At 69.9% G+C, this 25,180-nt stretch carries 25 protein-coding genes and 2 pseudogenes; 17 read left to right on the plus strand and 10 right to left on the minus strand.

Annotated features, from left to right (window positions below; genetic code table 11):
- Positions 1 to 45: 45 nt before the first annotated feature.
- On the plus strand, positions 46 to 1,059 hold the full coding sequence (locus MJQ72_RS15255; protein ID WP_240599786.1) for a 4-hydroxy-3-methylbut-2-enyl diphosphate reductase: 1,014 nt from the start codon (positions 46 to 48) through the stop codon (positions 1,057 to 1,059).
- A gap of 91 nt (positions 1,060 to 1,150) precedes the next feature.
- Here MJQ72_RS15255 and MJQ72_RS15260 read toward each other — a convergent pair whose 3' ends face one another.
- Positions 1,151 to 2,038, minus strand: a complete 888-nt coding sequence (locus MJQ72_RS15260) for a DUF6542 domain-containing protein (protein WP_240599787.1) — start codon at positions 2,036 to 2,038, stop codon at positions 1,151 to 1,153.
- Between the two features lie 442 nt (positions 2,039 to 2,480).
- Positions 2,481 to 3,395: a DNA recombination protein RmuC gene (rmuC, locus tag MJQ72_RS15265; protein WP_016337155.1), complete on the minus strand. Its 915-nt coding sequence runs from the start codon at positions 3,393 to 3,395 to the stop codon at positions 2,481 to 2,483.
- Between the two features lie 179 nt (positions 3,396 to 3,574).
- Here rmuC and MJQ72_RS15270 point away from each other — a divergent pair, with 179 nt between their 5' ends.
- Together MJQ72_RS15270 and MJQ72_RS15275 are read left to right on the plus strand one after the other, a co-directional pair.
- A complete protein-coding gene (locus MJQ72_RS15270) occupies positions 3,575 to 4,726 on the plus strand; it encodes an exonuclease SbcCD subunit D (RefSeq protein WP_240599788.1) in 1,152 nt (383 codons plus the stop codon).
- Entirely contained in the window at positions 4,723 to 7,674 is a 2,952-nt protein-coding gene (locus MJQ72_RS15275) for an AAA family ATPase (RefSeq protein WP_240599789.1), read from the plus strand. Before MJQ72_RS15270 ends, MJQ72_RS15275 begins: the two co-directional genes overlap by 4 nt.
- 67 nt (positions 7,675 to 7,741) lie before the next feature.
- Here the strand turns inward: MJQ72_RS15275 and MJQ72_RS15280 are convergent, their stop codons facing one another.
- Together MJQ72_RS15280 and MJQ72_RS15285 are read right to left on the minus strand one after the other, a co-directional pair.
- A complete protein-coding gene (locus MJQ72_RS15280) occupies positions 7,742 to 8,242 on the minus strand; it encodes a methylated-DNA--[protein]-cysteine S-methyltransferase (RefSeq protein WP_016337152.1) in 501 nt (166 codons plus the stop codon).
- Between the two features lie 10 nt (positions 8,243 to 8,252).
- Positions 8,253 to 9,697, minus strand: a pseudogene (locus MJQ72_RS15285) (DNA-3-methyladenine glycosylase 2 family protein).
- Positions 9,698 to 9,802: 105 nt separating this feature from the next.
- Here MJQ72_RS15285 and ychF point away from each other — a divergent pair.
- The 4 genes from ychF (at position 9,803) to MJQ72_RS15305 (ending at position 13,192) form a co-directional block, all read left to right on the plus strand.
- Entirely contained in the window at positions 9,803 to 10,885 is a 1,083-nt protein-coding gene (gene ychF / locus MJQ72_RS15290; protein ID WP_240599790.1) for a redox-regulated ATPase YchF, read from the plus strand.
- Between the two features lie 48 nt (positions 10,886 to 10,933).
- On the plus strand, positions 10,934 to 12,034 hold the full coding sequence (locus MJQ72_RS15295) for a hypothetical protein (RefSeq protein WP_240599791.1): 1,101 nt from the start codon (positions 10,934 to 10,936) through the stop codon (positions 12,032 to 12,034).
- Between the two features lie 31 nt (positions 12,035 to 12,065).
- Positions 12,066 to 12,776, plus strand: a complete 711-nt coding sequence (locus MJQ72_RS15300) for a hypothetical protein (protein WP_240599792.1) — start codon at positions 12,066 to 12,068, stop codon at positions 12,774 to 12,776.
- 89 nt (positions 12,777 to 12,865) lie between these two features.
- Complete coding sequence (locus MJQ72_RS15305) at positions 12,866 to 13,192, plus strand: hypothetical protein (protein WP_240599793.1); 327 nt, start codon at positions 12,866 to 12,868, stop codon at positions 13,190 to 13,192.
- A 1-nt stretch (position 13,193) separates the two neighbouring features.
- On the opposite strand, the gene MJQ72_RS15310 is transcribed toward MJQ72_RS15305, so the two are convergent.
- Entirely contained in the window at positions 13,194 to 13,562 is a 369-nt protein-coding gene (locus MJQ72_RS15310) for a hypothetical protein (RefSeq protein WP_240599794.1), read from the minus strand.
- A gap of 42 nt (positions 13,563 to 13,604) precedes the next feature.
- Here MJQ72_RS15310 and MJQ72_RS15315 point away from each other — a divergent pair, with 42 nt between their 5' ends.
- From MJQ72_RS15315 to MJQ72_RS45060, 4 genes and pseudogenes are all read left to right on the plus strand, one after another.
- On the plus strand, positions 13,605 to 13,745 hold the full coding sequence (locus MJQ72_RS15315) for a hypothetical protein (RefSeq protein WP_240599795.1): 141 nt from the start codon (positions 13,605 to 13,607) through the stop codon (positions 13,743 to 13,745).
- Positions 13,733 to 13,900: a hypothetical protein gene (locus MJQ72_RS15320; RefSeq protein ID WP_240599796.1), complete on the plus strand. Its 168-nt coding sequence runs from the start codon at positions 13,733 to 13,735 to the stop codon at positions 13,898 to 13,900. The genes MJQ72_RS15315 and MJQ72_RS15320 overlap by 13 nt, the downstream gene beginning before the upstream one ends.
- Before the next feature lie 94 nt (positions 13,901 to 13,994).
- Positions 13,995 to 14,656, plus strand: a pseudogene (locus MJQ72_RS45055) (DUF6357 family protein); the annotation flags it as partial.
- Positions 14,653 to 15,843, plus strand: coding sequence for a DUF6357 family protein (locus MJQ72_RS45060; RefSeq protein WP_396426944.1), 1,191 nt, complete (start codon positions 14,653 to 14,655; stop codon positions 15,841 to 15,843). The pseudogene MJQ72_RS45055 and the gene MJQ72_RS45060, both read left to right, overlap by 4 nt.
- 4 nt (positions 15,844 to 15,847) lie before the next feature.
- Here MJQ72_RS45060 and MJQ72_RS15330 read toward each other — a convergent pair whose 3' ends face one another.
- On the minus strand, positions 15,848 to 16,324 hold the full coding sequence (locus MJQ72_RS15330) for a hypothetical protein (protein ID WP_240599797.1): 477 nt from the start codon (positions 16,322 to 16,324) through the stop codon (positions 15,848 to 15,850).
- Positions 16,325 to 16,378: 54 nt separating this feature from the next.
- Between MJQ72_RS15330 and MJQ72_RS15335 the strand changes: the two genes are divergently transcribed.
- Positions 16,379 to 16,750: a hypothetical protein gene (locus MJQ72_RS15335; RefSeq protein WP_240599798.1), complete on the plus strand. Its 372-nt coding sequence runs from the start codon at positions 16,379 to 16,381 to the stop codon at positions 16,748 to 16,750.
- 13 nt (positions 16,751 to 16,763) lie between these two features.
- Positions 16,764 to 17,825: an ankyrin repeat domain-containing protein gene (locus MJQ72_RS15340; RefSeq protein ID WP_240599799.1), complete on the plus strand. Its 1,062-nt coding sequence runs from the start codon at positions 16,764 to 16,766 to the stop codon at positions 17,823 to 17,825.
- A 47-nt stretch (positions 17,826 to 17,872) separates the two neighbouring features.
- Here MJQ72_RS15340 and MJQ72_RS15345 read toward each other — a convergent pair whose 3' ends face one another.
- The 3 genes from MJQ72_RS15345 to MJQ72_RS15355 form a co-directional block, all read right to left on the minus strand.
- The gene (locus tag MJQ72_RS15345; protein WP_240599800.1) at positions 17,873 to 19,234 is read right to left on the minus strand and encodes a M20/M25/M40 family metallo-hydrolase; all 1,362 of its coding nucleotides are present in this window, start codon (positions 19,232 to 19,234) and stop codon (positions 17,873 to 17,875) included.
- Between the two features lie 91 nt (positions 19,235 to 19,325).
- On the minus strand, positions 19,326 to 19,700 hold the full coding sequence (locus tag MJQ72_RS15350) for a hypothetical protein (RefSeq protein WP_240599801.1): 375 nt from the start codon (positions 19,698 to 19,700) through the stop codon (positions 19,326 to 19,328).
- Positions 19,701 to 19,785: 85 nt separating this feature from the next.
- Positions 19,786 to 20,250, minus strand: a complete 465-nt coding sequence (locus tag MJQ72_RS15355) for a DUF2716 domain-containing protein (protein WP_240599802.1) — start codon at positions 20,248 to 20,250, stop codon at positions 19,786 to 19,788.
- 45 nt (positions 20,251 to 20,295) lie between these two features.
- Here MJQ72_RS15355 and MJQ72_RS15360 point away from each other — a divergent pair, with 45 nt between their 5' ends.
- Positions 20,296 to 20,658: a helix-turn-helix domain-containing protein gene (locus MJQ72_RS15360; RefSeq protein WP_240601333.1), complete on the plus strand. Its 363-nt coding sequence runs from the start codon at positions 20,296 to 20,298 to the stop codon at positions 20,656 to 20,658.
- Positions 20,659 to 21,064: 406 nt separating this feature from the next.
- Here the strand turns inward: MJQ72_RS15360 and MJQ72_RS15365 are convergent, their stop codons facing one another.
- Positions 21,065 to 21,355 carry a 4a-hydroxytetrahydrobiopterin dehydratase gene (locus MJQ72_RS15365; protein WP_240599803.1) on the minus strand — a complete coding sequence of 97 codons (291 nt, stop codon included), beginning with the start codon at positions 21,353 to 21,355 and terminating at the stop codon, positions 21,065 to 21,067.
- A gap of 75 nt (positions 21,356 to 21,430) precedes the next feature.
- Here MJQ72_RS15365 and MJQ72_RS15370 point away from each other — a divergent pair, with 75 nt between their 5' ends.
- From MJQ72_RS15370 to MJQ72_RS15380, 3 genes are read left to right on the plus strand one after another with little or no spacing between them, the layout of a single operon-like run.
- Entirely contained in the window at positions 21,431 to 22,483 is a 1,053-nt protein-coding gene (locus MJQ72_RS15370; protein WP_240599804.1) for a thiamine ABC transporter substrate binding subunit, read from the plus strand.
- On the plus strand, positions 22,459 to 24,105 hold the full coding sequence (locus MJQ72_RS15375; RefSeq protein ID WP_396426945.1) for an ABC transporter permease: 1,647 nt from the start codon (positions 22,459 to 22,461) through the stop codon (positions 24,103 to 24,105). Before MJQ72_RS15370 ends, MJQ72_RS15375 begins: the two co-directional genes overlap by 25 nt.
- Positions 24,105 to 25,118 (plus strand): ABC transporter ATP-binding protein, encoded by a 1,014-nt coding sequence (locus MJQ72_RS15380; protein WP_240599805.1) that lies wholly within the window; start codon positions 24,105 to 24,107, stop codon positions 25,116 to 25,118. The genes MJQ72_RS15375 and MJQ72_RS15380 overlap by 1 nt, the downstream gene beginning before the upstream one ends.
- The last annotated feature ends 62 nt before the right edge of the window (positions 25,119 to 25,180 follow it).

The following is a 25,180-nucleotide window of genomic DNA, read 5'->3' on the forward strand; positions in this document are numbered from 1 at the left end:
GAACGTGAGTGCGAGGAGCCCCGGGGCAGCCCGTACCCTGGGGGCATGAGTTCTGCGAGTCCCGGAATCACGCCCGCCGGCAGTCCGACGATCACCGAGTCCGGTGTGCCGGCAGGTGGCAAACGTGTCCTGCTCGCCAAGCCTCGCGGCTATTGCGCGGGTGTCGACCGCGCGGTCATCGCCGTCGAAAAGGCACTCGAGCTCTATGGCGCACCCGTGTACGTGCGCAAGGAGATCGTGCACAACCGGCACGTCGTGGAGACCCTGCGCGAGCGCGGGGTGATCTTCGTCGACGAGACCTCCGAGGTGCCCGAGGGCGAACTGGTGGTGTTCTCCGCGCACGGCGTCTCGCCCGCGGTGCACGCCGAGGCGGCCGAGCGCAACCTGCGGACCATCGACGCGACCTGCCCGCTCGTGACGAAGGTGCACAAGGAAGTCAACCGGTTCGCGAAGGACGACTACGACATCCTGCTGATCGGCCACGAAGGTCACGAAGAGGTCGAAGGCACCGCCGGCGAGGCTCCCGACAAGGTGCAGCTCGTCGACACCGCCGAGGACGTCGACAAAGTCCAGGTCCGCGACCCGTCGAAGGTCATCTGGCTTTCGCAGACCACCCTTTCGGTGGACGAGACCATGGAGCGCGTGGATCAGCTGCGGGACAAGTTCCCCGGCTTGGCCGACCCGCCCAGCGACGACATCTGCTACGCCACCACGAACCGCCAGGTCGCGGTCAAGGCCATGGCCGCCGAGTGCGACCTGGTGCTGGTGGTCGGCTCGACGAACTCGTCCAACTCGAAGCGGCTGGTCGAGGTCGCGCTGAAAGCGGGGGCGCGCGCGTCGCACCTGGTCGACTTCGCGCACGAGGTCGACGAAGCCTGGCTCGAAGGTGTCGAGACCGTCGGTGTCACCAGTGGTGCTTCGGTGCCGGACGTGCTGGTGATGGACCTGCTGGCGTGGCTGGCCGAGCGTGGCTGGGACAACGTCGACGAGGTCACCACGGCGAACGAGAAGATCGCGTTCGCGCTTCCGCACGAGCTGCGCAAGGCCGCGAAGGCCTGACGTTCCTGACGAGAAAGGGCCGCCCGAGGAAGTTCCTCGGGCGGCCCTTTCCGCTGGTCAGCGACTCAGGTGGTAGCAAAGGTCCCTTGCTTCACCGCTCGTCGTCCCACGGACGGCGGCGGGGCGGCTGCCCTCCTCGGCGTGGGTCGTCCGCACGCGGCGGGCGGCGGCGCGGGGCGCCAGGGGCGCTTTCGCCACGGGGGTCGCGGCGGCGCGGTTCGCCGTCTTCCGGACGCGGCCGCCGGGGCTGACGTCCCGGGGGCGGCGGTTTGCGGGCGCCGGGTTCGGCGTCGCGGCGGGGACGGCGCTCGTCGTCGATCGGACGGCGGCGGGGCGGAGCACCGTCACGCGGCCCACCGTCCCGCGGAGCTCCGCGACGCGAAGGCGGCGGCGGGGTCTGGCCGGTCCGGGCGGCCGGACGGCCACGTCCCGGCGCGGCGGCCGCGGCGGGACGGGCGGCGGGCTTGGCCTCGTCGCGACGTTCCGGTTTGGTGCCCGGTTTGACCTTCACCGGGGCGTCGGGATCGCGTTCGCGGTAGATCCGGAAAAAGCCGATCGCCAAGGTGACACCGGTGGTGATGGCCATCGTCGGGAAGCCGTTGATCAGCGGCGTGCCGACGTCGAAGGCTCTCGAAAGAAGATCCGTGCCCTTGCTGCCGTCCGAGGTCAGGAGGATGACTCCCGGGACGGTCACGGCGAGGACCAGGGGCGGCTGCACCATCGGGCCGAACAGCCCGCGGCGCTGGACGGCCACCACCGCGGCCACCGCGCCGAGCGCGTAGCAGGCCTTGAACAGCAGGCCCAGGTCCTTCTGCATCATCATGTCGACGAAGGCGCCAAGGATGGCGAGCCCGAAGCCCACCAGGACGGCCGCCCACCAGGGCAACCCGCGCCTGGCGCCGACGAGCGGACGCTCGTCCCAGGCAACGGGGACGTCGTCGGCATCAGGATCGCTCTGGCGATCGCGAATCGCGGTCACAGGCTCCACCGTATATCCAAGCTGCGGGCATACCGCCAACAGGCGGTGTGTCTATCGCCTGGTAGTGGTCATTCCGGACCACCCGGACGGACCGTCCGGGTGCTTACCGGAGGTACTACGAGTAAGGGGGCGACAAGGTTGCCGGCCGGGCCGAAACGGAGCCCGCGATTCCGGAAACCGCTGGTGGGGCGGTTCGGTCCGCGTTGGGCTCGTGGGTTCCAGGGTGCTCCTTCGCTCTCCGGCGGCCACTCGATGTGCTTGATCGGCGCGTCAGTGTTACCGCGGGTGAGGGGTGTGGGCCGCTTCGAGGCGGGACTGTGTGGATTTCCGGTCATCCAACGCCCCGAAATCCACACAGTGGGCGTCCGGGGGGCGACGTCACGCAAAGTCGCTGACCTGCGCCACGAACTCGCCACCTTTGCGTCAACCCTGGTCAGACCCCTCACGAGGCCGGGAGTTCGTCCGCCTTCCTGATCAGGGGCACCGGCGCCGGGCTGCCCGCGGCGTCCGTCAGCGGCGAGACCGTGCTCCGGAAGCTTTCGAGCGCCTCCAGCTCCCGCCGCCGGGCCGAGATGAAACGTTGCAGGTGGGTGCTCGACAGGTTCAGGGCGTCGACCGCGTTGCCCGCGGCCCGGTGCGCGGCCGCGGCGCCCGCTCGCACCTGCTCGACGTCCTCGACCAGTGCCCGTTCGGTCGCGGCGAACAGCGCGGCGGAGGCCAGCACGGCGAACCCCGTCGGCCCGCAGAGGAAGACCCGCCTGTCCAGCATCCAGCGCAGCAGCTCCGGATCGGTGTCCAGCGCGGCCACGACGGCCGCGTCGGACGGGACGAACATGATCGTCCCGTAGATCGCGTCCGCCCAGCGCTGGTAGCCCTTGCCCGCCAGCTCGGCCGCGCGCGACCGGAGCTGCCGGACGTGGACGCGCAGCGCGTCCAGCCGTTCTTCGGGGTCGTCGGTCTCGACGGCCTCGGCCCAGCAGGCCATGCTCGCCTTCGCGTCGACAGGCACCGTCCGGCCGCCGCCGACCCGCAGCACCATGTCCGGTTTCGCGGCACCGCCGCCCGCCAGGTCCGTCTGCAGCGTGAAGTGCAGCTCCTCACGGAGCCCGAGCGCGCGAGCGGTCTCCAGGAGCACCTGCTCACCGAGCTCGCCCCGGCCGCTGATCGAGGCGAACGCGACCTCGTACCGGCGCAGCGCGAGCTGCTGCTGATCCGCCTTCGCCCGCTCGGCCGCGACCTGTTTCGCCGCCGCGTCCGCCCGACGCATGCCGTCGTTGTACAGCCGCCACAGCAGCGCGACGGCCGCGAGCAGCAGCAACGCGAGCACGACGGCCGCGGTGGTGATCACCGTCGCCACCGGTACCTCCCCTCCGGATCCGAGTCGGAGGACATCATGGCGGAACCCACCGACAAAACCGGAGCGGCGCGGTCGCGCTCCGTATCTGACCAGCGCCGTCCCCGGCGTGTCGGAAAGCGCGGTGCCGCCAAGGGCGCGCCTCCCCTGTCCGGCCGGTGCGCGGCCCTACCTTGGGCTGCGTGAAGCTCCTGCACACCTCCGACTGGCATATCGGCCGCACCTTCCACGGCGCCGATCTGCTCGCCGAACAGGAAGCCGTGCTGGGTCACCTCGCCGATCTCGTGGTCGCCGAGTCGGTCGACGTCGTGCTCGTGTCCGGGGACATCTACGACCGTGCGGTGCCCTCGGCGGAGGCCGTGCGCGTGGCCACCACGGCGCTGGGCCGGATCCGCCAGGCCGGGGCGAAACTGGTGATGACACCCGGCAACCACGACTCCGCGCCGCGGCTGGGCGCGTTCGCCGAATTCGCCGCGGCGGGCGGGCTGCATCTGCGCGCCACGATCGACGGGCTCGCCGAGCCGGTGCTGCTGTCCGACGAACACGGCGAGGTCGCCCTCTACGGGATCCCGTATCTGGAACCGGAACCCGCGCGCCACGCCCTCGGCGTCCCCGAGGCCCGCGGCCACACCGGCGTGCTCACCGAAGCGATGCGGCGGATCCGTGAGGATCTCGCCGGGCGGCCGTCCGGGACGCGGTCGGTGGTGCTCGCGCACGCCTTCGTCACCGGCGGCGAGCCGACCGAATCCGAGCGGACCATCGCGGTCGGCGGCGTCGAGCAGGTGCCGGGTTCGGTGTTCGACGGCGTCGATTACGTCGCGCTCGGTCACCTGCACGGCCCGCAGACCCTCGCCGAGCACCTGCGCTATTCGGGCAGCCCGCTGGCGTACTCGTTTTCCGAGACACGCCAACGGAAATCGGTCTGGCTGGTGGAACTCGGCGCCGACGGGCTGGCCGAGGTCCGGCGCCACGAACTGCCCGTGCCGCGCCGGCTCGCGATGCTGCGAGGCGAGCTGGCGGAGCTGCTTTCGGATCCTGACCACGACGGCCTCACCGAACACTTCCTCTCCTTCACCGTCACCGACCGGGTCCGCCCGATCGACGCCATGCGCAAGCTGCGTGAGCGGTTCCCGTACGCGGTACACATGGACTGGCAGCCGGAAGGCGGCCACGACGGGGCCGCGCTGAAATACGCCGAAGCCGTCCGCGGGCGGTCCGACGTCGAGATCACCCGCAGTTTCCTGGAGGACTGCCGTGGCTCCGCGCCGTCGGAGAGCGAGGAGCGGCTGGTGCTGGCGGCGCTGGGCGCGGCGGGCAGGGAGCGCGAAGTATGAGGCTGCACCGGTTGGAGGTCGCCGCTTTCGGTCCGTACGCGGGCCGGGAGGTGGTGGACTTCGACGCGCTCGGCGCCGACGGCCTGTTCCTGCTGCACGGTGACACCGGCGCGGGGAAGACGACGCTGCTCGACGCGATCGCGTTCGCGTTGTTCGGCACCGTCCCCGGCGCTCGCGGCGAGGTCAAACGGCTGCGCTGCGACCTCGCCGAGCCGGATCAGGTCACCGAAGTCGTCCTCGAACTGACCGTGCAGGGCCAGCGGATGCGGATCGCGCGCAACCCCGAGTACCAGCGGCCCAAGCGCCGGGGCGAGGGGATGACCGTCCAGCAGGCGAAGGCGGTGCTGAGCTGGGTCGGCACGGTGCCCGCCGGCCACGTGGCCGAGGGCATCACGCGGATCGACGAGGTCGCGCGCACGGTCGAACGGCTCATCGGCATGACGCACGAGCAGTTCTTCCAGGTGGTCCTGCTGCCGCAGGGCGAATTCGCGCGGTTCCTGCGCGCGAACACGGCCGAGCGCGAGGAGCTTCTGGAGCGGCTGTTCGGCACCGAGCGCTTCTCGGATGTCGAGCACTGGTTCGCGAATCTGCGTGCCGAACGCGGCCGGGAGTTGCACGCCCGGCAGCAGACCCTGCGGGAATGGGTCGCGCGGTTCGCGCAGGTCGCTGGGCAGGAAGCACCCGAAGAGGGGCAGGCCGAATGGGTCGGCGAGGTGCTCGCCGAGTCGGCGCGCCAACTTGGCGAGGCGCAGGAACGCGACACGAAGGCGCGTGCGGCGGCCAAGAAGGCTGAAGCCGTTTGGCAGGAGAACCGGAGCACCGCCGAGCGGATCCGCCGGGTGCGCACCGCGTACACGCGGCTGTCGGTGATCGCCGAGCAGGCGGACCAGCGCGCGGAGTGGGCGGAAGAGGTCGAGGCGGCTCATCGCGCGGCCGGGGTGGTCGCGGAAGCCGATCTGCTCGAACGCAGGCTGGACCAGCTTGCCGAGGCCGAAGCCGCCGAAGCTCTCCGGGCCACGGAAGTCCCGGACGCCGCGGACAGCTCCGCCGCGGAGCTGCGCGCTCGGGCCGGTGGTCTGCGTGAAGAGGCGGGGGCGCTCGCCGAACTCGTGGCGGAAAGCGAGCAGCAGCACCGGGATCTGGCTCGGCGTGAGCAGCTGACCGCCGTCGCCGTCAAGGCGGAGAAGCAGGCTGAGGAGTTCGCCGCCGAGCTGGGCGCCGCACCGGAGAAGGTCGCAGCCTTGCGTGCCGAGGTGGCCGCTGCCGCCGAGGCCGAGGCGAAGCTCGACGGTGCCCGCACGCGCGTCGACGAGCTGACCGCGCTGGCCCGGGACGCCGACGAGATGCCTCGGGTGAAGCAGGCCGTCGAGCGGGCGCGTGTGGCGGTCAGCGAGGCCGTGGACGCCCAGCAACTGGCCCGGCAGCACCGGCTGGATCTGCGGGAGCGGCGTCTCGAAGGGATGGCGGCCGAACTCGCCGCCGGTCTCCGCGCGGGTGAGGATTGCCCGGTCTGCGGGGCGACGGACCATCCGTCGCCGGCGACGCACACCGGCGGCCTGGTCGACCCCGAGGACGAACGCCGCGCCGAAATCGCTGAGCAGCAGGCGCATACGCGGCGTGAGAAGGCGAAAGCCGTGTTGCAGGAGGCCGAAAACCGCCTGACCGTCCTGATCGAACGGTTGGGCGAGCACACCGCCGAAAGCCTGTGGGCCGGGCTCGGCGAGGCGCGCGACCTGGTCGCCACGCTGTCGGAAGCCGCTCGCCGGAGGCCTGCGCTCGAGACCCGGATCGGTGCCCTGGAACGGAAGATCGAGCAGCTGACCGGCCAGCGCGGGGCGGCCGAGCGTCGGGCGGTCGAAATCGCGACCGAGGTACGCGGTCTGTCGGAGCGGCTGGCCGAACGTGAGCGTCGGTTGGAGAGCGCGCGCGGGGAATTCGCCGACGTCGCGGCCCGGCGGCGGCATCTGCTCGGCTTCGCAACCCGACTCGACGCGCTCGCCGAAGCACGGCTGAGCGTCGCGGGGGCAAGAGAACGGCGTGACGAGCAAGCGAAGCTGGTCAAGGAAGCGTTGCGGGCCAAGGGTTTCGCCGATCTCGACGAGATGCGTGCCGCGGCGCGGCCGGACGAGCAGATCACGAAACTGGAGGCCAGCCTCGCCGACGCGAAGGTGATGGAGCGGGCCGCCCGCGAGGAACTCGCGCAACCCGACCTGTTCGGCATCTCGCCGGAGGACGAGATCGACGTCGGCGCTTCGGCGGACGCGGCGCAGGACACACGAGGCGAGGCCGAACAGGCTTTCGCGGCCCTGCGGACGGCGAAGACGCGGCACACGGACCTGACCGGCCTCGCCGAGCGGGTGACGTCCTTGATGGCGGAGCTGGCGCCGGTCGAAGAGCGGTACCTCGAACTGAGGGCGCTGGCCGAAGTGGTCAACGGACGCGGGCAGAACGCGCGGAAGATGTCGCTGCGCTCTTATGTGCTGGCCGCGAGGCTGGAGGAGGTCGCGGTCGCGGCGACCGCGCGCCTGCGGACGATGAGCCAGGGCCGCTACTCCTTCGTGCACTCCGACGCGGCCGGGGCGCGGGGCACGCGCGGCGGCCTCGGGCTCGACGTGCTCGACGACTACTCCGGCACCATCCGGCCCGCGAAGACGCTTTCGGGCGGCGAGTCCTTCCTCGCGTCACTCTCGCTGGCCCTGGGGCTCGCCGACGTTGTCGCCGCCGAAACCGGCGGAGCGCTGCTGGACACGCTGTTCATCGACGAGGGCTTCGGCACGCTGGACGCCGAGACGCTCGACATCGTCATGAACATCCTCGACGAGCTTCGCGCCGGCGGGCGAGTGGTCGGGCTGGTTTCGCACGTGGAGGAGCTGCGGCAGCGGATCCCGACGCGGCTACGCGTCCGGAAGGCGCGTACGGGCTCTTCGGTGGAGATCCACGCCGCCTGACAAGACCGCGATGGGTCTCGTGAGTGGTAAGGACGGTTAGAACCGTCCTTACCACTCACGAGGCGGTTCAGGCGGCTTCGTGGGTCAGCAGCCACTGCTTCGCCGGAACGCCCCACCGGAAGTTCCCCACGCCGCCGCCGGTCCGCACCACCCGGTGGCACGGCACGAACAACGCCGCCGCGTTCTTCGCGCACGCCGACGCGGCCGCCCGTACCGCCGCCGGGTTCCCCGCCAGCGCCGCGTACTCCGCGTAGCTCACCGGCTCGCCCGCGGGCACCTTCCGCAGGATTTCCCAAGCGTGCTCCCGGAAAGCGCCGGACCGTTGCCGCACCTCGATGTCGGCGACGGCGTCCAGGTCGCCGTCGTGGTACCGGCGGATCGCGGTGCTCACCGGCCCCAGATCCCGTCGCTCCTTCACCTCGCCGGGGGCGAGCGACGGCGAGATCAGCGGCGTCAGTTCGGCGACGTCGCCGGTCCAGCCCGAGGCGAGCACGGCCCCGTCACCCGCCACCACGGCGGTGAACGGGCCGATCTTCGTGTCCATTGTGGACCAATACGCGATGCTCATCGTCTTCCTTTCAAGCGCGCAACAGGTACATGCCGGCGTACGAGGACCAGGGCTGCCAGGCCCGTCCGCGTTCGGCCAGCGTCTTTTCGTCGTCGGTGATGCCCAGCGCCGCCGCTCCACGGCGCAGCGCCGGGTCGCCGGTCAGCAGGACGTCCGGTGCGCCGAGCACCCGCATCAGGACGTAGTCCGCGATCCCCGGCCCGATCCCCGGGAGCTCCAGCAGCTCCGCCCGCAACTCCAGGGGATCGCGGCCGACGTGGACCGACACCTCGTCCGCCAGCGCGCGGGCCACCGCGGCCACACGGTCCGGGCCGTGTTCGGCGATCTGGGCCGCCGTCGGGAACACGATGGTCAGCCCTTCGAGTGACTCGTCGCAGCTGGGCACGCGTTCGCCGAGGCTTTCGGCGAGCGCGGCCGTCTCGGCGGGGGTGAGCATCGCGCGCAGCACGAGCTCGTCGCCGTCGACGGCACCGGGCACCCGGATGCCGGGGATCGCCTCGACCAGCGGCGCGAGCGCCGGATCGGCCCCGAGTACCCGCGCGACCGCCTCGGGGTCGGCGTCGAGGTCGAGCAGCCGCCGCACCCTGGCCACCGCACTGCCCAGGTCACGCAGGTCGGTGAGCCGCAGGTCGCAGCGGACGTGGTCGTCCTTCGCCGTCAGCCACACCACGCCGATGCCGTGCGCGAGCCGCAGCGTGCGGCCGTAGCCGGTCACCTCGGATTCGTCGCGCGTCACGTGCTCGACGCCGGGAATCGCCTGGTCGGCCAGGAAGTTCAGCGTCCCGTCCGCGTCGAACGGTTTCCGGAACGGCAGCCGCAGGCTCAACCGCGTCCCGGTCGGCGGCTCCTCGGCCTTGCGACGGCGAAGGCTCGCCGCGCGAAGCTGCGAGGGCGTCGTCGCGAAGACCTCTCGGATCGTCTCGTTGAACTGGCGGACGCTGGAGAACCCCGCGGCGAACGCGACGTCGGTCAGCGGGAGCCCGGACATCTCGATCAGCAACCGCGCCGAATGCGCCCGGTGCGCCCTGGCCAGCGCCAGCGGACCGGCCCCGAGCTCCGCGGTGAGGACGCGCCCGAGCTGGCGTTCGGAATAGCCGAGCCGCCGCGCGAGCCCGGGGACGCCGTCCCGTTCGACGGTGCCGTCCGAGATGAGCCGCATCGCCCGCGCGGCGAGGTCGGCCCGGATATCCCAATCGGGGAGCCGGGGACCGCGTCGGGCAGGCAACGGCGGCAGGCGCGGAAACCGTGGGACTGGGCGGCCGCCGACGTCGGGTAGAAGCGGACGTTCTGCTGCTTCGGCGTCGAGGCGGGGCACGACGGACGGCAGTAGATCCCGGTGGTGGAGACGGCCATGATGAACTGGCCGTCGAACCGGGAATCACGGGCGGCGACGGCGCGGTAACACCGTTCGGTGTCGCGCCACACGGCCCGCTCGGCCAGGGTCTGCTCGGTCATGACATCGATCGTGCCACCAGGTCGGGGGCGCGGCTGGCGGAAATCCGACACCGCGATCAAGGCCTCGGCGGATGGGGCGGCGGGCGGCACGTAGACTTCTGGCCCGTGAGTCTCACCCTCGGCATCGTCGGCCTGCCCAACGTCGGCAAGTCCACCCTGTTCAACGCGCTGACCCGCAACGACGTGCTCGCCGCGAACTACCCGTTCGCGACGATCGAGCCCAACGTCGGTGTCGTCCCGCTGCCGGACCCGCGGCTGGACAAGCTCGCCGAGGTCTTCGGCTCCGAGCGGACCGTGCCCGCCGTCGTGTCCTTTGTGGACATCGCGGGGATCGTGAAGGGTGCCTCCGAGGGCGCCGGTCTCGGCAACAAGTTCCTCGCGAACATCCGCGAGGCCAACGCGATCTGCCAGGTCATCCGCGTGTTCGACGACCCGGACGTGATCCACGTCGACGGCCGGATCGACCCGGGCAGCGACATCGAGACGATCAACACCGAGCTGATCCTCGCCGACCTGCAGACCCTGGAGAAGGCGCTGCCGCGGCTGGAGAAGGAAGCGCGGACGAAGAAGGAGAACAAGCCCGCGCTCGACAACGCCCAGAAGGCGAAGGAGATCCTCGACGCCGGCCGGACGCTGTTCCAGGCGCAGAAGGAGGTGGACTTCGAGGCGCTGCGCGAGCTGAGCCTGCTCACCACGAAGCCGTTCCTCTACGTCTTCAACGCCGACGAAGGCATTCTCACCGACGAGTCGCGCCGCGAGGAGCTGGCCAAGCTGGTCGCCCCGGCCGACGCGGTGTTCCTCGACGCCAAGGTCGAGGCCGAATTGCTCGAACTGGACGACGAGGAGTCCGTGCGCGAGCTGCTGGAGTCCGTCGGCCAGCACGAGCCGGGCCTCTACTCCCTCGCGCGCGCCGGCTTCCACACCCTCGGCCTGCAGACGTACCTGACCGCCGGCCCCAAGGAGTCGCGCGCCTGGACGATCCCGCAGGGCGCGACCGCCCCGCAGGCCGCGGGCGTCATCCACACCGACTTCGAGCGCGGCTTCATCAAGGCCGAGGTCGTCTCGTTCGACGACCTGATCGAGAACGGGTCGATGGCCGCCGCCCGGTCCGCGGGCAAGGTGCGCATGGAGGGCAAGGACTACGTGATGGCGGACGGCGACGTGGTGGAGTTCCGCTTCAACGTCTGATCGATCGAGGCAACTTGCGGTCTGCGGTTCACCGCGTGGAGTGACTGTTTGGTGTTCGGTATTGACCGAACACCGAACAGTGTGGAACATATGCTCGTGGATCCCCTTCAGCGAGCGAGGAATGCTCTGGATGCCCTGACCAGCGCGGTCGGGTCACTGGGGCTCTCCACGCGTCAGGGAGATGTCGATGCGCCCCCCGGCCGCGATCTCGTCATCGTGTTTCCTGACGACAGGGAAGTCGCCCTTCAGGTCAAGACGGTCGCGTTGATCACGACCGACAGCTTGCCCGGTCTGCTCCGTCGCTGGTCGACGAGCGAGATCGAGGGAGGCAGAAGAGTGGTGGTGGCGGACAGGATTACGGCGGAGGCGCGGAGCACCCTCAACCAGGCTGGTTGGGGATGGCTGGACCTACGCGGCCATCTGAGGCTTACCGGTCCAGGGCTGTTCATAGACTCGGATGTTCCCGTCCTCGTAGGGCCGGAGACGGACCGGCAGGGGATCATCGGCAGGGTCGGTATCGAGCTCGCCGCTCTGCTGCTGCTCGACCCCGCTCGGCGGATCGGTGTTCGTGCGGCTGCTGCCGCGTTGTCTCGCGCGCCCAGTTCGATCTCCGAAACCTTCGCGGCATTGCGAGGCGCGGGCCTCGTGGATGAAGACAACAAGCCGGTTCTGCCTGCACTTTTCTGGGAGCTCGCCGAGCACTGGAAGCCGGTCAGCCGTGATGTGGCGAGTGTCCCTGCTCCGGACGGAGGACGGGACAACGCCGCGCTCCGGTTGGGCATGGACGACGTCGAATCGAACGTTGGATGGGCCTTGACCGACACTGTCGCGGCCGCGGCCTACGGTGCACCTGTATCCATCCGTGCTGATCACCCGCCGGATTTCTACGTTCCTGATCAGGGCACGCTGAGACGATCCGTGCAACTGCTGGGGACGGCCACGACGGCCACCATGCGGGCGGGTCGTGTCCGTATCGCCCCGGTGCCGCTGGTGTGCGCTCGTCGCATAGATGCCACAGAGTGGTCGGACGAGAAGTGGCCGCTGGCGAATCCGCTGTTCGTCGCCCTGGATCTGGCGCAGGATCCGGGTCGGGGCGCGGAAATCCTTGACGGCTGGACTCCTGAGAGGGTCGGGGTCCGTGTCTGGTGAACCGGCGGTCGTGGTTCTCGCTGGCAGGTCGATGACCCAGATCGTCAGCGCGATACCCGTGGTCGCCGAGCAGACGGGACGTCCGGTAGTGCTTGTGGGCGGTCTTGCCGTCATGTGCCGGCTGACGACGCCGTACCGGGTGACAACCGACCTCGACACGGTTGATCGTCGGGCCGTGAACGAGGACTCTCAGCTGCAACTCCTCGTGGCGGCCGGTGCGACGCCGAGCGGGCCGGCCGGTGCCTTGGTCCGTACCCCGTGGGGCGAGGTGCAGGTCGACGTCCTTGAGGTTACCGACGCAGACATCGATGAACTTCCGGATGACCCGACCGATCGCCTTCATGTCCAAGCTCATGCGTGGGCGGCGTCTACTGCGTCTGAGCTCCTGCTCAGCGCGGAGGGGATTTCGCCCCTCGCAGTGCGAGTAGCCGAGCCGGGTCCCATTGTCGCGATGAAACTGCAGTCGATAATGAATCGCGGCGCCGCCAAGGAGGGGACGGATCTCTTGGACGTCGTGCGCATCACGCTTGACCGCACCTGCGGGCCAGTGTCGCGAGATCAGCTTGAGTCCGCTGAAGCGCAGTTACGCGCCGACGCACTCCTTCATACTCGACAATGGTTCGATCGTTTTGAAGCTCAATCGCTGAGAAAGATCAGAGCCGTGCCCGAGGGTCGAGATGTGGAGATCGACGACTTGAGGTTGGTCGGTGACCTGCTCGCCGGGGCGCTCGACCGGCCATGAGACCGCTTGGTCCGTAGCCAGCTGACGTTGTTTCAGCGGGTAATTCGGCGGAGTTCCGCTTCAACGTCTGACACCAAGGAGCCAAGGGCATGAGTGCCGATCGCGACGTCTCGTTCATCGATCGCTGGGGCGTCCAGATCGAAGACGACATCTCCGTCGAGGCCTTCGGTGCCCTGCTCGACGCGCTCAACGACGACGACGATGCCGAGCACGTCGTCGTCGACATCAACGACAGCGACGACTGGTTCGTCGAGTTCACCCGTCGCTCTGTCAGTTTCCAGCAGGCAGAACGAGGCGGGGAAGTCGTCGGCACCCTTGACTACGCCGACCGCGACGAGGCGCTCGCGATCGCCAAGGAGTTCATCGACGGTGACTTCGAGGCGCTTCGCGCACGCTCCTGGAAGTCCGACGGGTGAATCACACGCCGTAGCGATCCTGGAACAGCTTCGCGGGTGCCTCGCCGTGCCTCGCCGTATAGGCCGCCACGATCTCGTCCGCGACATCCTCACCGGCTTGAAGACGGACGAGATACGGAACCACCCAGTGCAGCTCGGCGGCGTCGAAGTTCTCCTCCCACAGCGGGCTGAGCCCGGCCCGCGACTCGTCGAGCACCGCGGAGAGCGGGACCTGCCCGCCCGCGTTCACCGGATGCGGGCCCACCGAGATCGAGACGCGGGAAGCGGCCCCCGCGGGGTGCAAGGCCACCTCCATGGGATGCGGGTGACGGCCGGGCGCCGTGCGTGCGATCACGAGGAACCGCAAGGGCCGCCGTTTCGTCTTCTTCATGCGGCCATTCGAGCACGCCGCCACGGACCGAGGATGAACCGCATGACGAGCCCCGCCCTCTCCCCGCTCGCCGGTGCCCTGGCGCGCACGGACTTCGCGGAGAACAGGTACCGCTGGTGTTCGCGCGGCCGGCGCCAAGGTCTCGCGAGGCTCGGCAGGCAGGAGACGTCGTGTGCGGCCTGACGGTCCAGCTCGGACGCGTGCTCGACTTCGCGGACGACAAGCGGCAAGGGGAGCCCGAGATGCTGCACGCGCCGGATCCGGAAGCGCCCTACCTGCGGCCGATCATCGGCGGCCGCGGTCAGCTGGGCCACGTCGCCCGAGGCCGGACGTCATGACCGAGGTCCTCTTCTCCCGCGAGAACGGCTGGATCCCCGCGTGATTCGCGAGGATGGTGAGCTCAGGCTCGAACTCGGCGCGGGAGCCGACGCCAACCACGACCCCGCAGGTTCACCGTCCCGATCTCGGAAGCCCATTTCGAGGTGATCCGCGACGATCTGCTCCGGCATCTGCTGCTGTGGAGCGCGATCCTCCCGCTCTGCGCGGCGGCCGGAGTCCGGGGCCCGCTCGACGAACGCGCGGCGGCCGCCTTGCTGGACCCGATCCTCCTCGGCGCGCCCGCCGACGTGGAGTCGTTGTTCCGGGACATCCGCTGGGACGAACGACGGCTCGTCGCCCAGGGCGCGGACGTCGAACTGCTCGGGCAGGGACGGCTCTTCGCCGCGTTGGGTTCCGCGACGGAGCGGTCCGACTGGTCGCTGGTCCAGCAGTACGACGCGAACCGCGAGCGCGCCCGGCGCGGCGTCCGGCTCGGCCCGCTCGACGAGGCGCTCCTCAGGTATACGGGCCGCTACCTGCATGGCGGGAAGGTCCCGGGCCGGAACCCCGATGCCGTCGATCCCGCGCTGCTGCCCGAGGTCCTGCGGGTGATCGCCACGGCGGAAGAGGCCCGGCTCCCGTTCGCCCGGCGGAAGCGCGCGTGGCGGCGGATCGAAGAGGCGGTCGAGCGCGCGGTTCGCCGCGCCTACCCCGACCTCGTCGACGACGCGGTGCGCACGGTGAGTTTTCTGATGTGTTCGGAAGGACGACGATGAGGCCACTGACCTTCAGTGACGACAAGGACAACGAGGAGAAGTGGGTCCCGGGCGGTGCCCGATCCGCCCCCGACGCGTTCCGCGCGTTCGTCGATCGGCACCGTGCCGACGACAACGCGTCTTTCTGCATCGAGGACGAGGAGAACGAAGAGGCACTGCTGCTCATGTTCGACGCCGGCACCATCTGCCGGATCAAGGGCGCACAGGATTCGCGGGTCGAGTACCGCCTCGTCACCAACGGCGGCGACTACCGGAGCCAGGTGGCCAACTTCGTTCGCGGCGGGCTGACCGCGCTCGACCGCAGCGGGCCGTGGTTGCCGGACGTCGCCGCCCTCAACCGGGCGAGTCTCCGCTTCGCGTTCGACGGGTCCGTGTTGCGACGGACCCATCCGCGCGAGCTGCGCCGCCGCCTGGAGATCCTGACCGTCATCGACGGGCACGAGCCGGTGACGGTCGACGGGGTCACGCACGTCGGCTTCGGCAACGGTGGCGGCGACACGGTCAACGCCTGGTTCACCGCCGACGGGCGCGGCCTGGTGACGACGTTCGACCACACCGGAGCGCTCAACTTCTCCGAAGACCCGCAGGCACAGGCTGCCCTGTACGACGGCGTCCCGGCGGACCTTCTCGCCATGGTGAGGAACGTGCCGGAGGCGGACACGACGCTCGCCGTCTCCCATCCGGACGGCGGCACCGTGGTGGCCGCCAGCGGCGTCTTCACCTTCTCGGGACCCTGCGCCATGGCGGAGGGACTGGTGTCCCGGCTTCAGGAAGCACAGCTGGGCATCGAGGACACCGGGGTCGGCTGGCTGCTGGAAGGCCTCCTCTCGCTGGAAGACTTCACCCCCGCCGCGGTTTCGGAGGCAGTGGCCTGGTGGAGCGCCGGGGAAATCGAGAAAGGGTTCGCCGCGGGCGCCCAGGAACAGCCCGCCCCGCTCGACCAGGATGTGGTGGATCGCTTCTGCAAGATTTGGGCCGACTCCGGGTACAACGATCGCTGGGACGTGCACTACGTCCTTTTCGACGGCCACACGGTCGAGGACGCGGGCGAGGCCAGGGACGAGCTCCTGGCCTTGGTCCGGACACTCGGGCTCGAGCGCGTCGACGCCCCGCCCGGAGCCCCCACCGGCGAAGTGTGGGTGCGCACCGATCCCCGTATCGACGCCGGGCTCGAGCGCTGGTCGTGACCCGTCAGGGCAGGCCCCGGACTTGCCGCCCGGCGGTTCGGATGAACACGGACAGGGTTTCCTGGCCGCGCTCTTCGTGCTGTTTCACGGCGGCGAGATCCGGGGCTCGATGCAGGGCCGCGATCGGTTCGAAGGCGGCATCGACGAGCCGGAGGATCTCGGCGTCCTCGGTGAGCATCTGGATCCTGAGCCGCGCGTGATCGGCCGTCGCTCCGCGTTCATCCGATTCCGTGTGCGCGGCCCGCAACTCGTCGTCCGGGGCCGAGCGTTGCTTGAGGAACCACTTCGCGATCACGCCTTGCCGCAGCTCGGTCATGGCTTCGGCGAAGGCGACGTAAGCGGCGATCCGTTCCTGCCGGAGGCGCTCGTCACGAGCGGTCCGCTCGGTCCGTCGTGTGTTCAGTAAGCCGAGCAGGTACGTGAGGGTCGAACCGGCCAAGGTTCCGGAGATGGCGACCACACTGGTCAGCACGCCGTTCATGGTCGGGATCGTAGGATCCCCGCAGTCGCGCAGGAACCGGATCAAGGGAGAACAGTGCCGAACGACGCCACCGTCGATCTCATCGGGTCGCTGGTCGATGCCATGGGACCGGCCGACGGCTGGGAATCGTTCGCGATGATCCTGGAGTTCGGGGAAGGGTTTCGCAGTGCGTACGGGTACGCGTACTCGCCCGAAGGCGTCACGCCCGTGGCCTGCGAGTGGCCGAGCATCGAAGCCGCGGTGGACGCGTACCTGGGCGGCCACTACCGGCCCGGTGAGAGGTTGCCGGTGAAGATCCTCGTGCAGTTCGACCGGACTGCCGGGAAGTACGAGGTGACCTTCGAGGACACCGACGAAGACCGCTGGGCCGTGAAGCCGAAGAACTTCCGGCAGATGCGCGAACAGCTGCGCCCGAAGTTCGGCTGAGGGGACGAGAACGATGGCACGGAAGCGGAAGACTCTTCCCAAGGACTTCGAGGAGATGTTGACCTCGGCCTCGGTGGAGGAACTCAAGGCAGTCTTCGGCAAATGCGAGATCGACGCGCGGGGCGGCTATTACAAGGGCACCGCCATCAGCTTCCCGGCCTGCCCGGACGAGCTCGTCGTCTGGCTGACCGGGCAGGGGCTCGCCGTCGACACCCCGGACAGCTACGGCAGGACACCGCTTCACGCGCGGGCTTCCCGCGGTGCTCCGAAGCAGATTCCCTTGCTGCTCTCGCTCGGCGCGGACATCGATGCGGCCGACACGTCGGGGCAAACACCGCTCGGGTCCGCCGTGGGCAGGCTGAGCGTCGAGACGGTGCGAGCGCTGATCGAGCACGGGGCCTCGACCGAGGTCGTCGACCGGCGCGGCAACACCTTGCTGATGTGCTGCCTGATCCGTACGGAGAACGCCTATATCCGGGAGTCCGCCGAGATCGCGAAACTGCTGCTCGAACGCGGGGCGAGCATCACGCCCGAAATGCGCCGGAAGGTCGAGCGGATCGGTAGTGGGTTCGAGTTCCATCGCGAGACCTTCAACCGCGACCTCCTCGAAGAGACCGACGCCGCGCTCGGTGAGCTGTACCGGATCTTCGGGGTCGAGCCGGTCGCCCGGCGGTCGAAGCACGACGGGGTTTCGCCGATCGTCGTTCCCGACGGATCCTGGCGGGAGCGGCACAAAGCGCTCTGGGAGTTCCTCGTGCCGTCGAGCGGCGCGGGTGAGACAGTGCAGTGCGAGGCCATCCGCGTCACCGGCCGGATCTCCGACGAGATGTTCCGGAACGGCGGGGCGAACTGGGACCGTGATTATCGTGCGATGGCCGACGCGTTCCCGGGTTTCCTGGCGCAGGGCGAGCCTCTCCGCGAGGAAGAACTCCAAGAGGCCAAGGAGATCGCCAAGCGGGTCAGGTCCGGTCGCGGCGGGGACGAACAGCTCGATCGCTTGAGCGAACTCGCCGTCGCCTGGGTCGCGAGGAATCCGGGCCCGATCGCCTTGGAAGCGGTGGACTACTCACGATGAGGACCGCCGGGTGTCCCCGATGAAGCGTCGAGGACACCCGGCGCGGCTCACTTCCGCAGCAGGCTGTACGCCGCCGAACCGATCAGCTCCAGCGAGACCTGAAGCCGCTCAAGGGAAACGTTGTCCTTGATGGTGTCTTCCGGCGTGTGGTAGGTCGGCTCCAGCAGCGCCGGGCCGGTTTCGCCACGCCAGCTGAAGTTGCCCGACGCGATCCCGCGCTCGAAGAACGGCACGTGGTCGCTCGAACCGCGCGCCACCGGGCCCTTGACCTGAGGGTCGTAGCCGAGCCGCTTGGCGGCGGCGTTGACGGCCGCGGTCGTGGCGTTGTCGGCACCGTCGACCGAAAGCAGCCAGTAGGTCACCGCCGGGTCCCAGCTGGTGGCGACCATATCGTTCTGGAAGCAGCCCGCGATCCGCTTCGCTTCCGGTTCGGACAGGTTCTTGACGTAGTGCCGCGAACCGATCAGCCCGTACTCCTCCGAGCCCCACAGCGCGAACCGCAGCGTCTTGTTCGTCGGCAGGTGGCGCAGGACACGCGCCAGCTCCAGGCACAGCACGGTGCCGCTGCCGTCGTCGTTGGCACCGGGGGAGCCGGGGACGCTGTCGTAGTGCGCGGTCACCATGACCACGCCGTCGTCCTTGCCGGGGAACGTGGCGGGCCGCTCGGCGATGACGTTGTAGGACGTCAGGTTCTTGTGGTGCGTCGCCGTCGCCTTGACGGTGACCGAGCCCTTGGCGAGCCGTTCGCGCAGGCGCTCCACCTGTACTTGGGCCAGGCCCAGCACCGGGATGGTGACCGGCGTGGCGAGCGTCGGGGAGAACGCGGACAGCTTGCGTGCCGGGTCGGCGCCGATCCGGCCGAGCAGCACGGCGTCCGCTCCGCGCTGCGCCGCCGTCAGGTACGCGTCGGCCTTGTTCGCCACGGCGGCGATCAGCACGATCTTGCCGGTCAGGTCGTCGGGCAGGGTGCTGCCGTCACCGGCGTCGACGACGACCGCCTCGCGGGTGACGTCCTGCAAGCCTTGCGGCGACGAGCCGGTCTGCCAGCTGTCACGCCCGATCGACAGGCCGCCCAGGAACTTGTCGGCGATCGGGAACGGCTGCAGCGTGACCTGATAGCGCAGGTCGCGAAGCACCTTCGCGATGTAGTCCCTGGCCCGCAGTTCGCCTTCGGTGCCGGCGATCCGGGGACCGATCTTGTCGCTGAGCACCCGGAGGTGCTCCAGCGCCCGCCGCGAACGGACTCGTGCGACCACGGGGTAATCACCGAACTCCAGCGACGGCGGGAACTGCGCGCCCGGACGTTGTTGCGTGGCCGCGGCGGCGGTGCCGGGGTTCAACCCGATCGTCGCCGCGCCCGCCAGTGCCACCGCGCCCGCGAGCACCTCACGTCTGCGCAGACCTGCCATGGAACACCCCTCACTTCTCGGAGAAACTCGTTCGAGTAGCCAATAGTGCGCCGGTCACCGGAGCAACCTCCGATCGTCCCCTTTTTCCGGTTCAGCGCGCGGCGACCCGGCGGTAGGCGTGCGAGACGGCGACGACGCCGGAGACCGCCGCGGCGATCACCCCGCCGATCAGCAGCACGGTCCCGACGAAGGGCCCGAAGCCGCCGACGTCGGCGAGCCGCCCCCAGAAGGAGCCTTCGAGGAGCGCGCCGACGAGGATGAAGACCGGCGCGGCGACGCCGAGGAAGAGGATCCACCGGTACTTGGCGGCGAGCGTCAGTACGAGGATCCCGGTCACGCCGAGGATGAACGGGCCGGGCGGGATGTCCGGAAAACCGGGGACGCCCGAGGCGATCTGGATGAGCAGGCCGGCGACGCCGACGAAGAGGAAGAAGGCGTTGGAGACGGCGGCGGTGGAACGGTTCATGGTGAACTCCTCACTGGGTTTCAAGACCACTGAAGAGTCCCGTTCACGGCGGCCGAGGGCGTCCGCCCGGAAGCGGCAATCGGGCCTACGCGGACCTACGTAGCGGCTTGCCGAGGATCAGGGTGAGTTCGGCCGAAATCGCGGTCACCAGTGGTTCGCCGAACACGCAGATCGTGTACTCCCAAGGGTGACCGAACGTGCCGAGCCGGAAGTCCGGGGTCAGGTAGATGTGGTAGTCGCCGTCCGGGAACGGGCTGAGCGGCCACTCCTTCGCGGTGGTCGCGAGCCGGTACGACTCGTGGCGCCAGTCGAGCGCGTACACCTCGTCGGCACACGAGATCAGGCCTTTCCGGATCACGGAGACCATCCACTCCAGCAGCTCGTACTCCGGATGCTTGTCGAGGGCGGTCAGGCGCCAGGTCGCCGACCCTGGGGGCTCCACGATCCCGGGCCAGTTGAGCGGGTCGTTGCCGGCTCGGAACGAGAAGTCCGCGAAGAAACGCTTCCACACCCGTGTGTATTCGGGGCCGGGCAGCGGCTCGACGCTCATCCAGCGAAGGGTAACTTCGGAGTGGTGAAGCCGCTGAGTCCCGACATGTTCGCGCCCGGCTGCCCGTCGAACCTGACCCCGTTCCGGATCGGCGACAAATGGGCGGGCCTGGTCGTGCAGTGCCTGGAAGAAGGGCCGCGTCGGTTCTCCGAGCTGCGGGTGCCCTTGAGGGGAGTCACGCCGAAGGTCCTCACGGAGACCCTGAGGGCTCTGGAGCGCGACGGCATGATCACGCGGACGGCGTACGACGAGACGCCGCCGCGGGTGGAGTACGAGCTCACTTCGCTCGGCCGGACGTTGTTCGAGCCGATGGAGGCGTGCCGTAAGTGGGCGGCGGAGCACCTTCCGGAGCTCGTCGCCGCCCGTGAGGCCTCCTTGGCCGGCAGCCAGGCGAAGCCTGCCCGTTGAGGGTGGCGGTGGGGCGGGGCCCGGGCTAGCCGAGCAGGCCGAGCACGACGATCGTCAGCAGCGTGATGGCGGCGGCGAACGTGGTCACCCAGGCGCGCTGGGCGGCGGTGATGGAGGCGTTGTTCACGGCGGTTCCCCGGGGGAGAGAAGCGACAGGTCCGCCGGGAACAGCGCGTTGATCAGGCTCCGCGTTACCTGCCGGGCGCCGGTGTGATCAACGTCACTGGTCGTGCTGGTGATGCCGTTCGCGCGCCGTGTACCAGAGCACTCCGGCAGCGGCCGCCACCATCGCGCCGAACGCCGAGAACCCCACCACGATCGCTTGCGTCATCACTCGTCCTCTCTCGTTGTGTCCCTACCGGGAAGACGTCCGAGACGCGGGGTTGTGGCGCGGTCGTAGCGGACGTCACATGCCCGCGAGTACCCCGTCGATCTGCGACGCGAGCGAGAAGTCCTTCTCCGTCAGCCCTCCGGCGGAGTGCGTGCTGAGCCGGAACGTCACCGTCCGCCAGCGGATGTCGATGTCGGGATGGTGGTCGGCCGCCTCCGCCAATTCGGCCACCTTGTCCACCGCTTCGATGGCCTTGGGGAAGCTCGGCAGCTTCGCCGTCCGCTCGATCGTCGCGCCGTCACGGGTCCAGCCGGAGAGCTTGCTCACGGCTGCGTCGGCCTGCTGGTCGTTCAAGATTTCCGCCATGACTCCATGGTGGTACGCCGTCGGCTACGCTGCACGTTTGCCACGGGTCCCCCCTTGAAGAACGCAGGAGGCTAGATGAAACGCGCCCTCCGCACGGTCGTTGCGGCTGGCACGGTGGCCGCCCTCGTCGCGGGCTGCTCGCTCTCCGGGAACACGGGGAACGACCCGCAGGCGCCGGCGACGGTCACGCTCGTGACACACGACTCGTGGCTCGCGCCCCAGGAGGTCCTCGACGCGTTCGAGCGGCAGTCCGGGATCAAGATCTCCGTGCTCAAGCAGGGGGACGCGGGCGCGCTGACCAACAAACTGGTGCTCACCAAGGCGAACCCGATCGGTGACGTCGCGTACGGCATCGACTCGACGTTCGCCTCGCGCGCGCTCACCGAGGGCGTTTTCGAGCAGTACACCAGCCCGGAGGCCGACCGCGGCCCGCAGCGCTACTCCGTCGACCCCGAGCACCGGCTCTCCGCGGTCGACCTCGGAGACGTCTGCGTCAACGTCGACACCCGGTACTTCGCGGACAAGGGGATCCCGGAGCCGAAGTCGTTCGCGGACCTGGCCGACGCCAAGTACAAGGACCTGATGATCGCCGAAAGCCCCGCGACGTCGTCGCCCGGCCTGGCGTTCCTGCTCGGCACCGTCGCCCAGTTCGGCGAGCAGGGCTGGCAGGGGTACTGGACACAGCTGAAGGCCAACGGTCTCAAGGTGGTCAGCGGCTGGGAAGAGGCCTACTCCAAGGAATTCTCCGGTTCCTCGGGGAAGGGCCCGCGCCCGATCGTCGTCTCCTACGCCTCTTCGCCCGCCGCCGAGATCGGCGACGACGGCAAGCCGCGTACGAAGGCCCTGCTGGACACCTGCTACCGCCAGGTCGAGTACGCGGGGGTGCTGAAGGGCGGCAAGCAGGTCGAGAAGGCCCGCAAGGTCGTGGACTTCCTGCTGTCCCAGCAGTTCCAGGTGACGGTGGCGAGCAACATGTACGTGTACCCGGCCCGTCAGGGCGTCGAGCTCCCGCAGGGCTGGGCACAGGCCGCGCCGCAGCCGCAGCAGCCGAAGACGCTCGAACCGGCCAAGATCCAGGCCGGGCGCGAGCAGTGGATCGCCCAGTGGCGCACGCTACTCGAAGGCTGACCTCCAGGCCGACTTTCCGCGGAGCCGGGCTGGCCGCCCTCGCCGTGCTGCCGCTCGGTTTCCTCGTGGTTTTCTTCGCCTGGCCGGTCGCGGCGATCGTCGCGCGCGGATTCGGCTCCGGCGGGGTCGGCACGGCCATCGGCGACCCGCTGACCTGGGAACTCGCCGGGTTCACCGTCGCCAGTGCCGGTGTCTCGACGATCGTCGCGGTGCTGGCGGGCCTGCCGGTCGCGTTCCTCCTCGCGCGGGTGCGGCTGCCGGGGGTCTCGCTGGTCCGGACGCTCGTGCTGGTGCCGTTCGTGCTGCCGACCGTCGTGGTCGGCCTGGCGTTCCGCGCGCTCTGGCCCGACGGCGGGCTGCTGCCGCTGGTGCTGGCGAACGCCTTCTTCAACGTCGCCGTCGTCGCGCGCACGGTTTCCGGGCTGTGGAGCCATCTCGACCCGCGCGCCGTGGACGCGGCCCGTGCGCTCGGCGCGTCGCCGTGGCGTGCCTTCCGTTCGGTGACGCTGCCCGCGCTCGCCCCGGCCATCGCGTCGTCGGCCGCGGTGGTGTTCCTGTTCTGCGCCACCAGTTTCGGGGTCGTGCTCATCCTCGGCGGAGCGAAGTACCGCACCCTGGAGACCGAGATCTACCTGCGCACGGTGGAACTGCTCGACCTCTCCGGCGCGGCGGCGTTGTCGCTGGTGCAGTTCGCCGCCGTCGTCGCCGCGCTCGTCGTCGGCGCGCTGGCGAGGCGGCGCCGGGAGAATGCGGTGCGGCTGCGTTCGCGCAGCGAGACCGCGCGGCGGCCGAGGGGCGGCGAGTGGTGGGCGGTGTCCGCCGGGCTCGCGGTGGTCGCGCTCCTGATGACGCCGATCGTGGCGCTGCTGGTCGAGTCCGTGTCCACTTCGGACGGTTGGAGCCTCGCAGGCTACGAGGCGCTCGCCGGACAAGGCTCCCGTGGCGCCCTTCAGGTCTCCGGCTGGGACGCGGCGTCGATGTCGCTGCGGACGGCGTTCGACGCGACGACGCTCGCGATGATCGTCGGGGTGCTGGCCTCGGTCGTGCTGGTGGCTTTGCGCCGCACGCCGGGCAGGCTGGCCCGCGGCATGGGCGAGACGATGGACGCCGCGCTGATGCTGCCGCTGGGCGTGTCCGCGGTGACCGTCGGTTTCGGCTACCTCGTCACGCTCGACGCGCTGCCGGGCGACCTGCGGACGTCACCGCTGCTGGTGCCGCTCGCGCAGGCGCTGGTGATCATCCCACTGATCGTGCGGATGGTGCTGCCGGTGCTGCGGTCGGTCGACGTCCGGCTGCGGCAGGCCGCGTCGACCCTCGGCGCGAGCCCCGGCCGGGTGTGGCGCGAGATCGACCTCCCGCTGACGGCGCGTTCGCTGGTCGCGGCGGCCGGCTTCGGTTACGTGGTCGCGCTCGGCGAATTCGGCGCGACGAGCTTCCTGGCCAGGCCGGACGCGCCGACGCTGCCGGTCGCCGTCGCGACGCTGATCTCGCGGCCGGGGGAGCTGAACAACCAGATGGCCTACGCGGCCTGCGCGCTGCTCATGATCGTGACGGTGGTGGCGGTGGTGCTGATCGACCGGTTCGGCGCGGTCCGCGGGCAGAATTCGGTAGGGGAGTTCTAGTGTCGCTGTCGGTACGGGACTTGACCGTCCACTATGGATCCTTCGCGGCGGTGAAGCACGCCTCGCTGGACATCGCCGACGGCGAGGTGCTGGCGCTGCTCGGCCCGTCCGGTTCGGGGAAGTCGACGCTGCTGCGGGCGATCACCGGCCTGGAGCCGCTGACGTCGGGCACCGTGCGGTGGGACGGCGAGGACCTCGCGGGTGTCCCGGTGCACCGGCGGGAGTTCGGGCTGGTCTTCCAGGACGGGCAGCTGTTCCCGCACAAGGACGTCGCCTCGAACATCGCGTTCGGCCTGCGGATGCACGACGTCCCGCGCGCCGAGCACGCGGACCGTGTCGGTGCGCTGCTGGAGCTGGTCGGGCTCGTCGGCTACGAGCGGCGGAGGGTGACCGAGCTGTCCGGCGGGCAGGCGCAGCGCGTGGCACTGGCCCGCGCGCTGGCGCCGGAGCCGCGGTTGCTGCTGCTGGACGAACCACTGTCCGGTTTGGACGCCGGACTGCGCGAACAGCTGGCGATCGACCTCGCGGCCCTGCTGCGGCGCAGCAAGATCACCGCGCTGCTGGTCACACACGATCAGGAAGAGGCGTTCACGCTCGCCGACCGGGTCGCCGTGCTCGACGACGGCGAGATCCGGCAGGAGGGCGCCGTGCGCCGCGTCTGGCGGCAGCCGGTGGACGAGGACGTGGCGCGGTTCCTCGGCGTGACGACGTTCGTCGAGGGCGAGGCTTCCGGCGGTGTGGTGCGGACTTCGCTCGGGGAGGTCGCGCTGCCGGACGTCGAGGACGGCGCGGTGCGGCTGGGGCTGCGGCCGCACGGTCTCCGAGTTGCACCGGACGGCGTCGAGGGCGAGGTCGTCGCCGTCGTGCACCGGCGGGAACACGTCCGGCTCGTGGTCGCGCCCGGCGGTGATCTGTCCACTGTGGACGCCGTCGCACCGGTCACGGCCGATCTGCGCCCCGGCGACACCGTGCGGCTCGCCCTGGACCCGGACGGCGTCGCCCTCGTGGGCTGAAAGGGCCTTTCACCTCATCTCACGCGACGAAAGGGCCCTTCACCGCGTCGCATGCGGTGAAG

The sequence above is a fragment of the Amycolatopsis sp. EV170708-02-1 genome, from assembly GCF_022479115.1.
Classification (GTDB): domain Bacteria; phylum Actinomycetota; class Actinomycetes; order Mycobacteriales; family Pseudonocardiaceae; genus Amycolatopsis.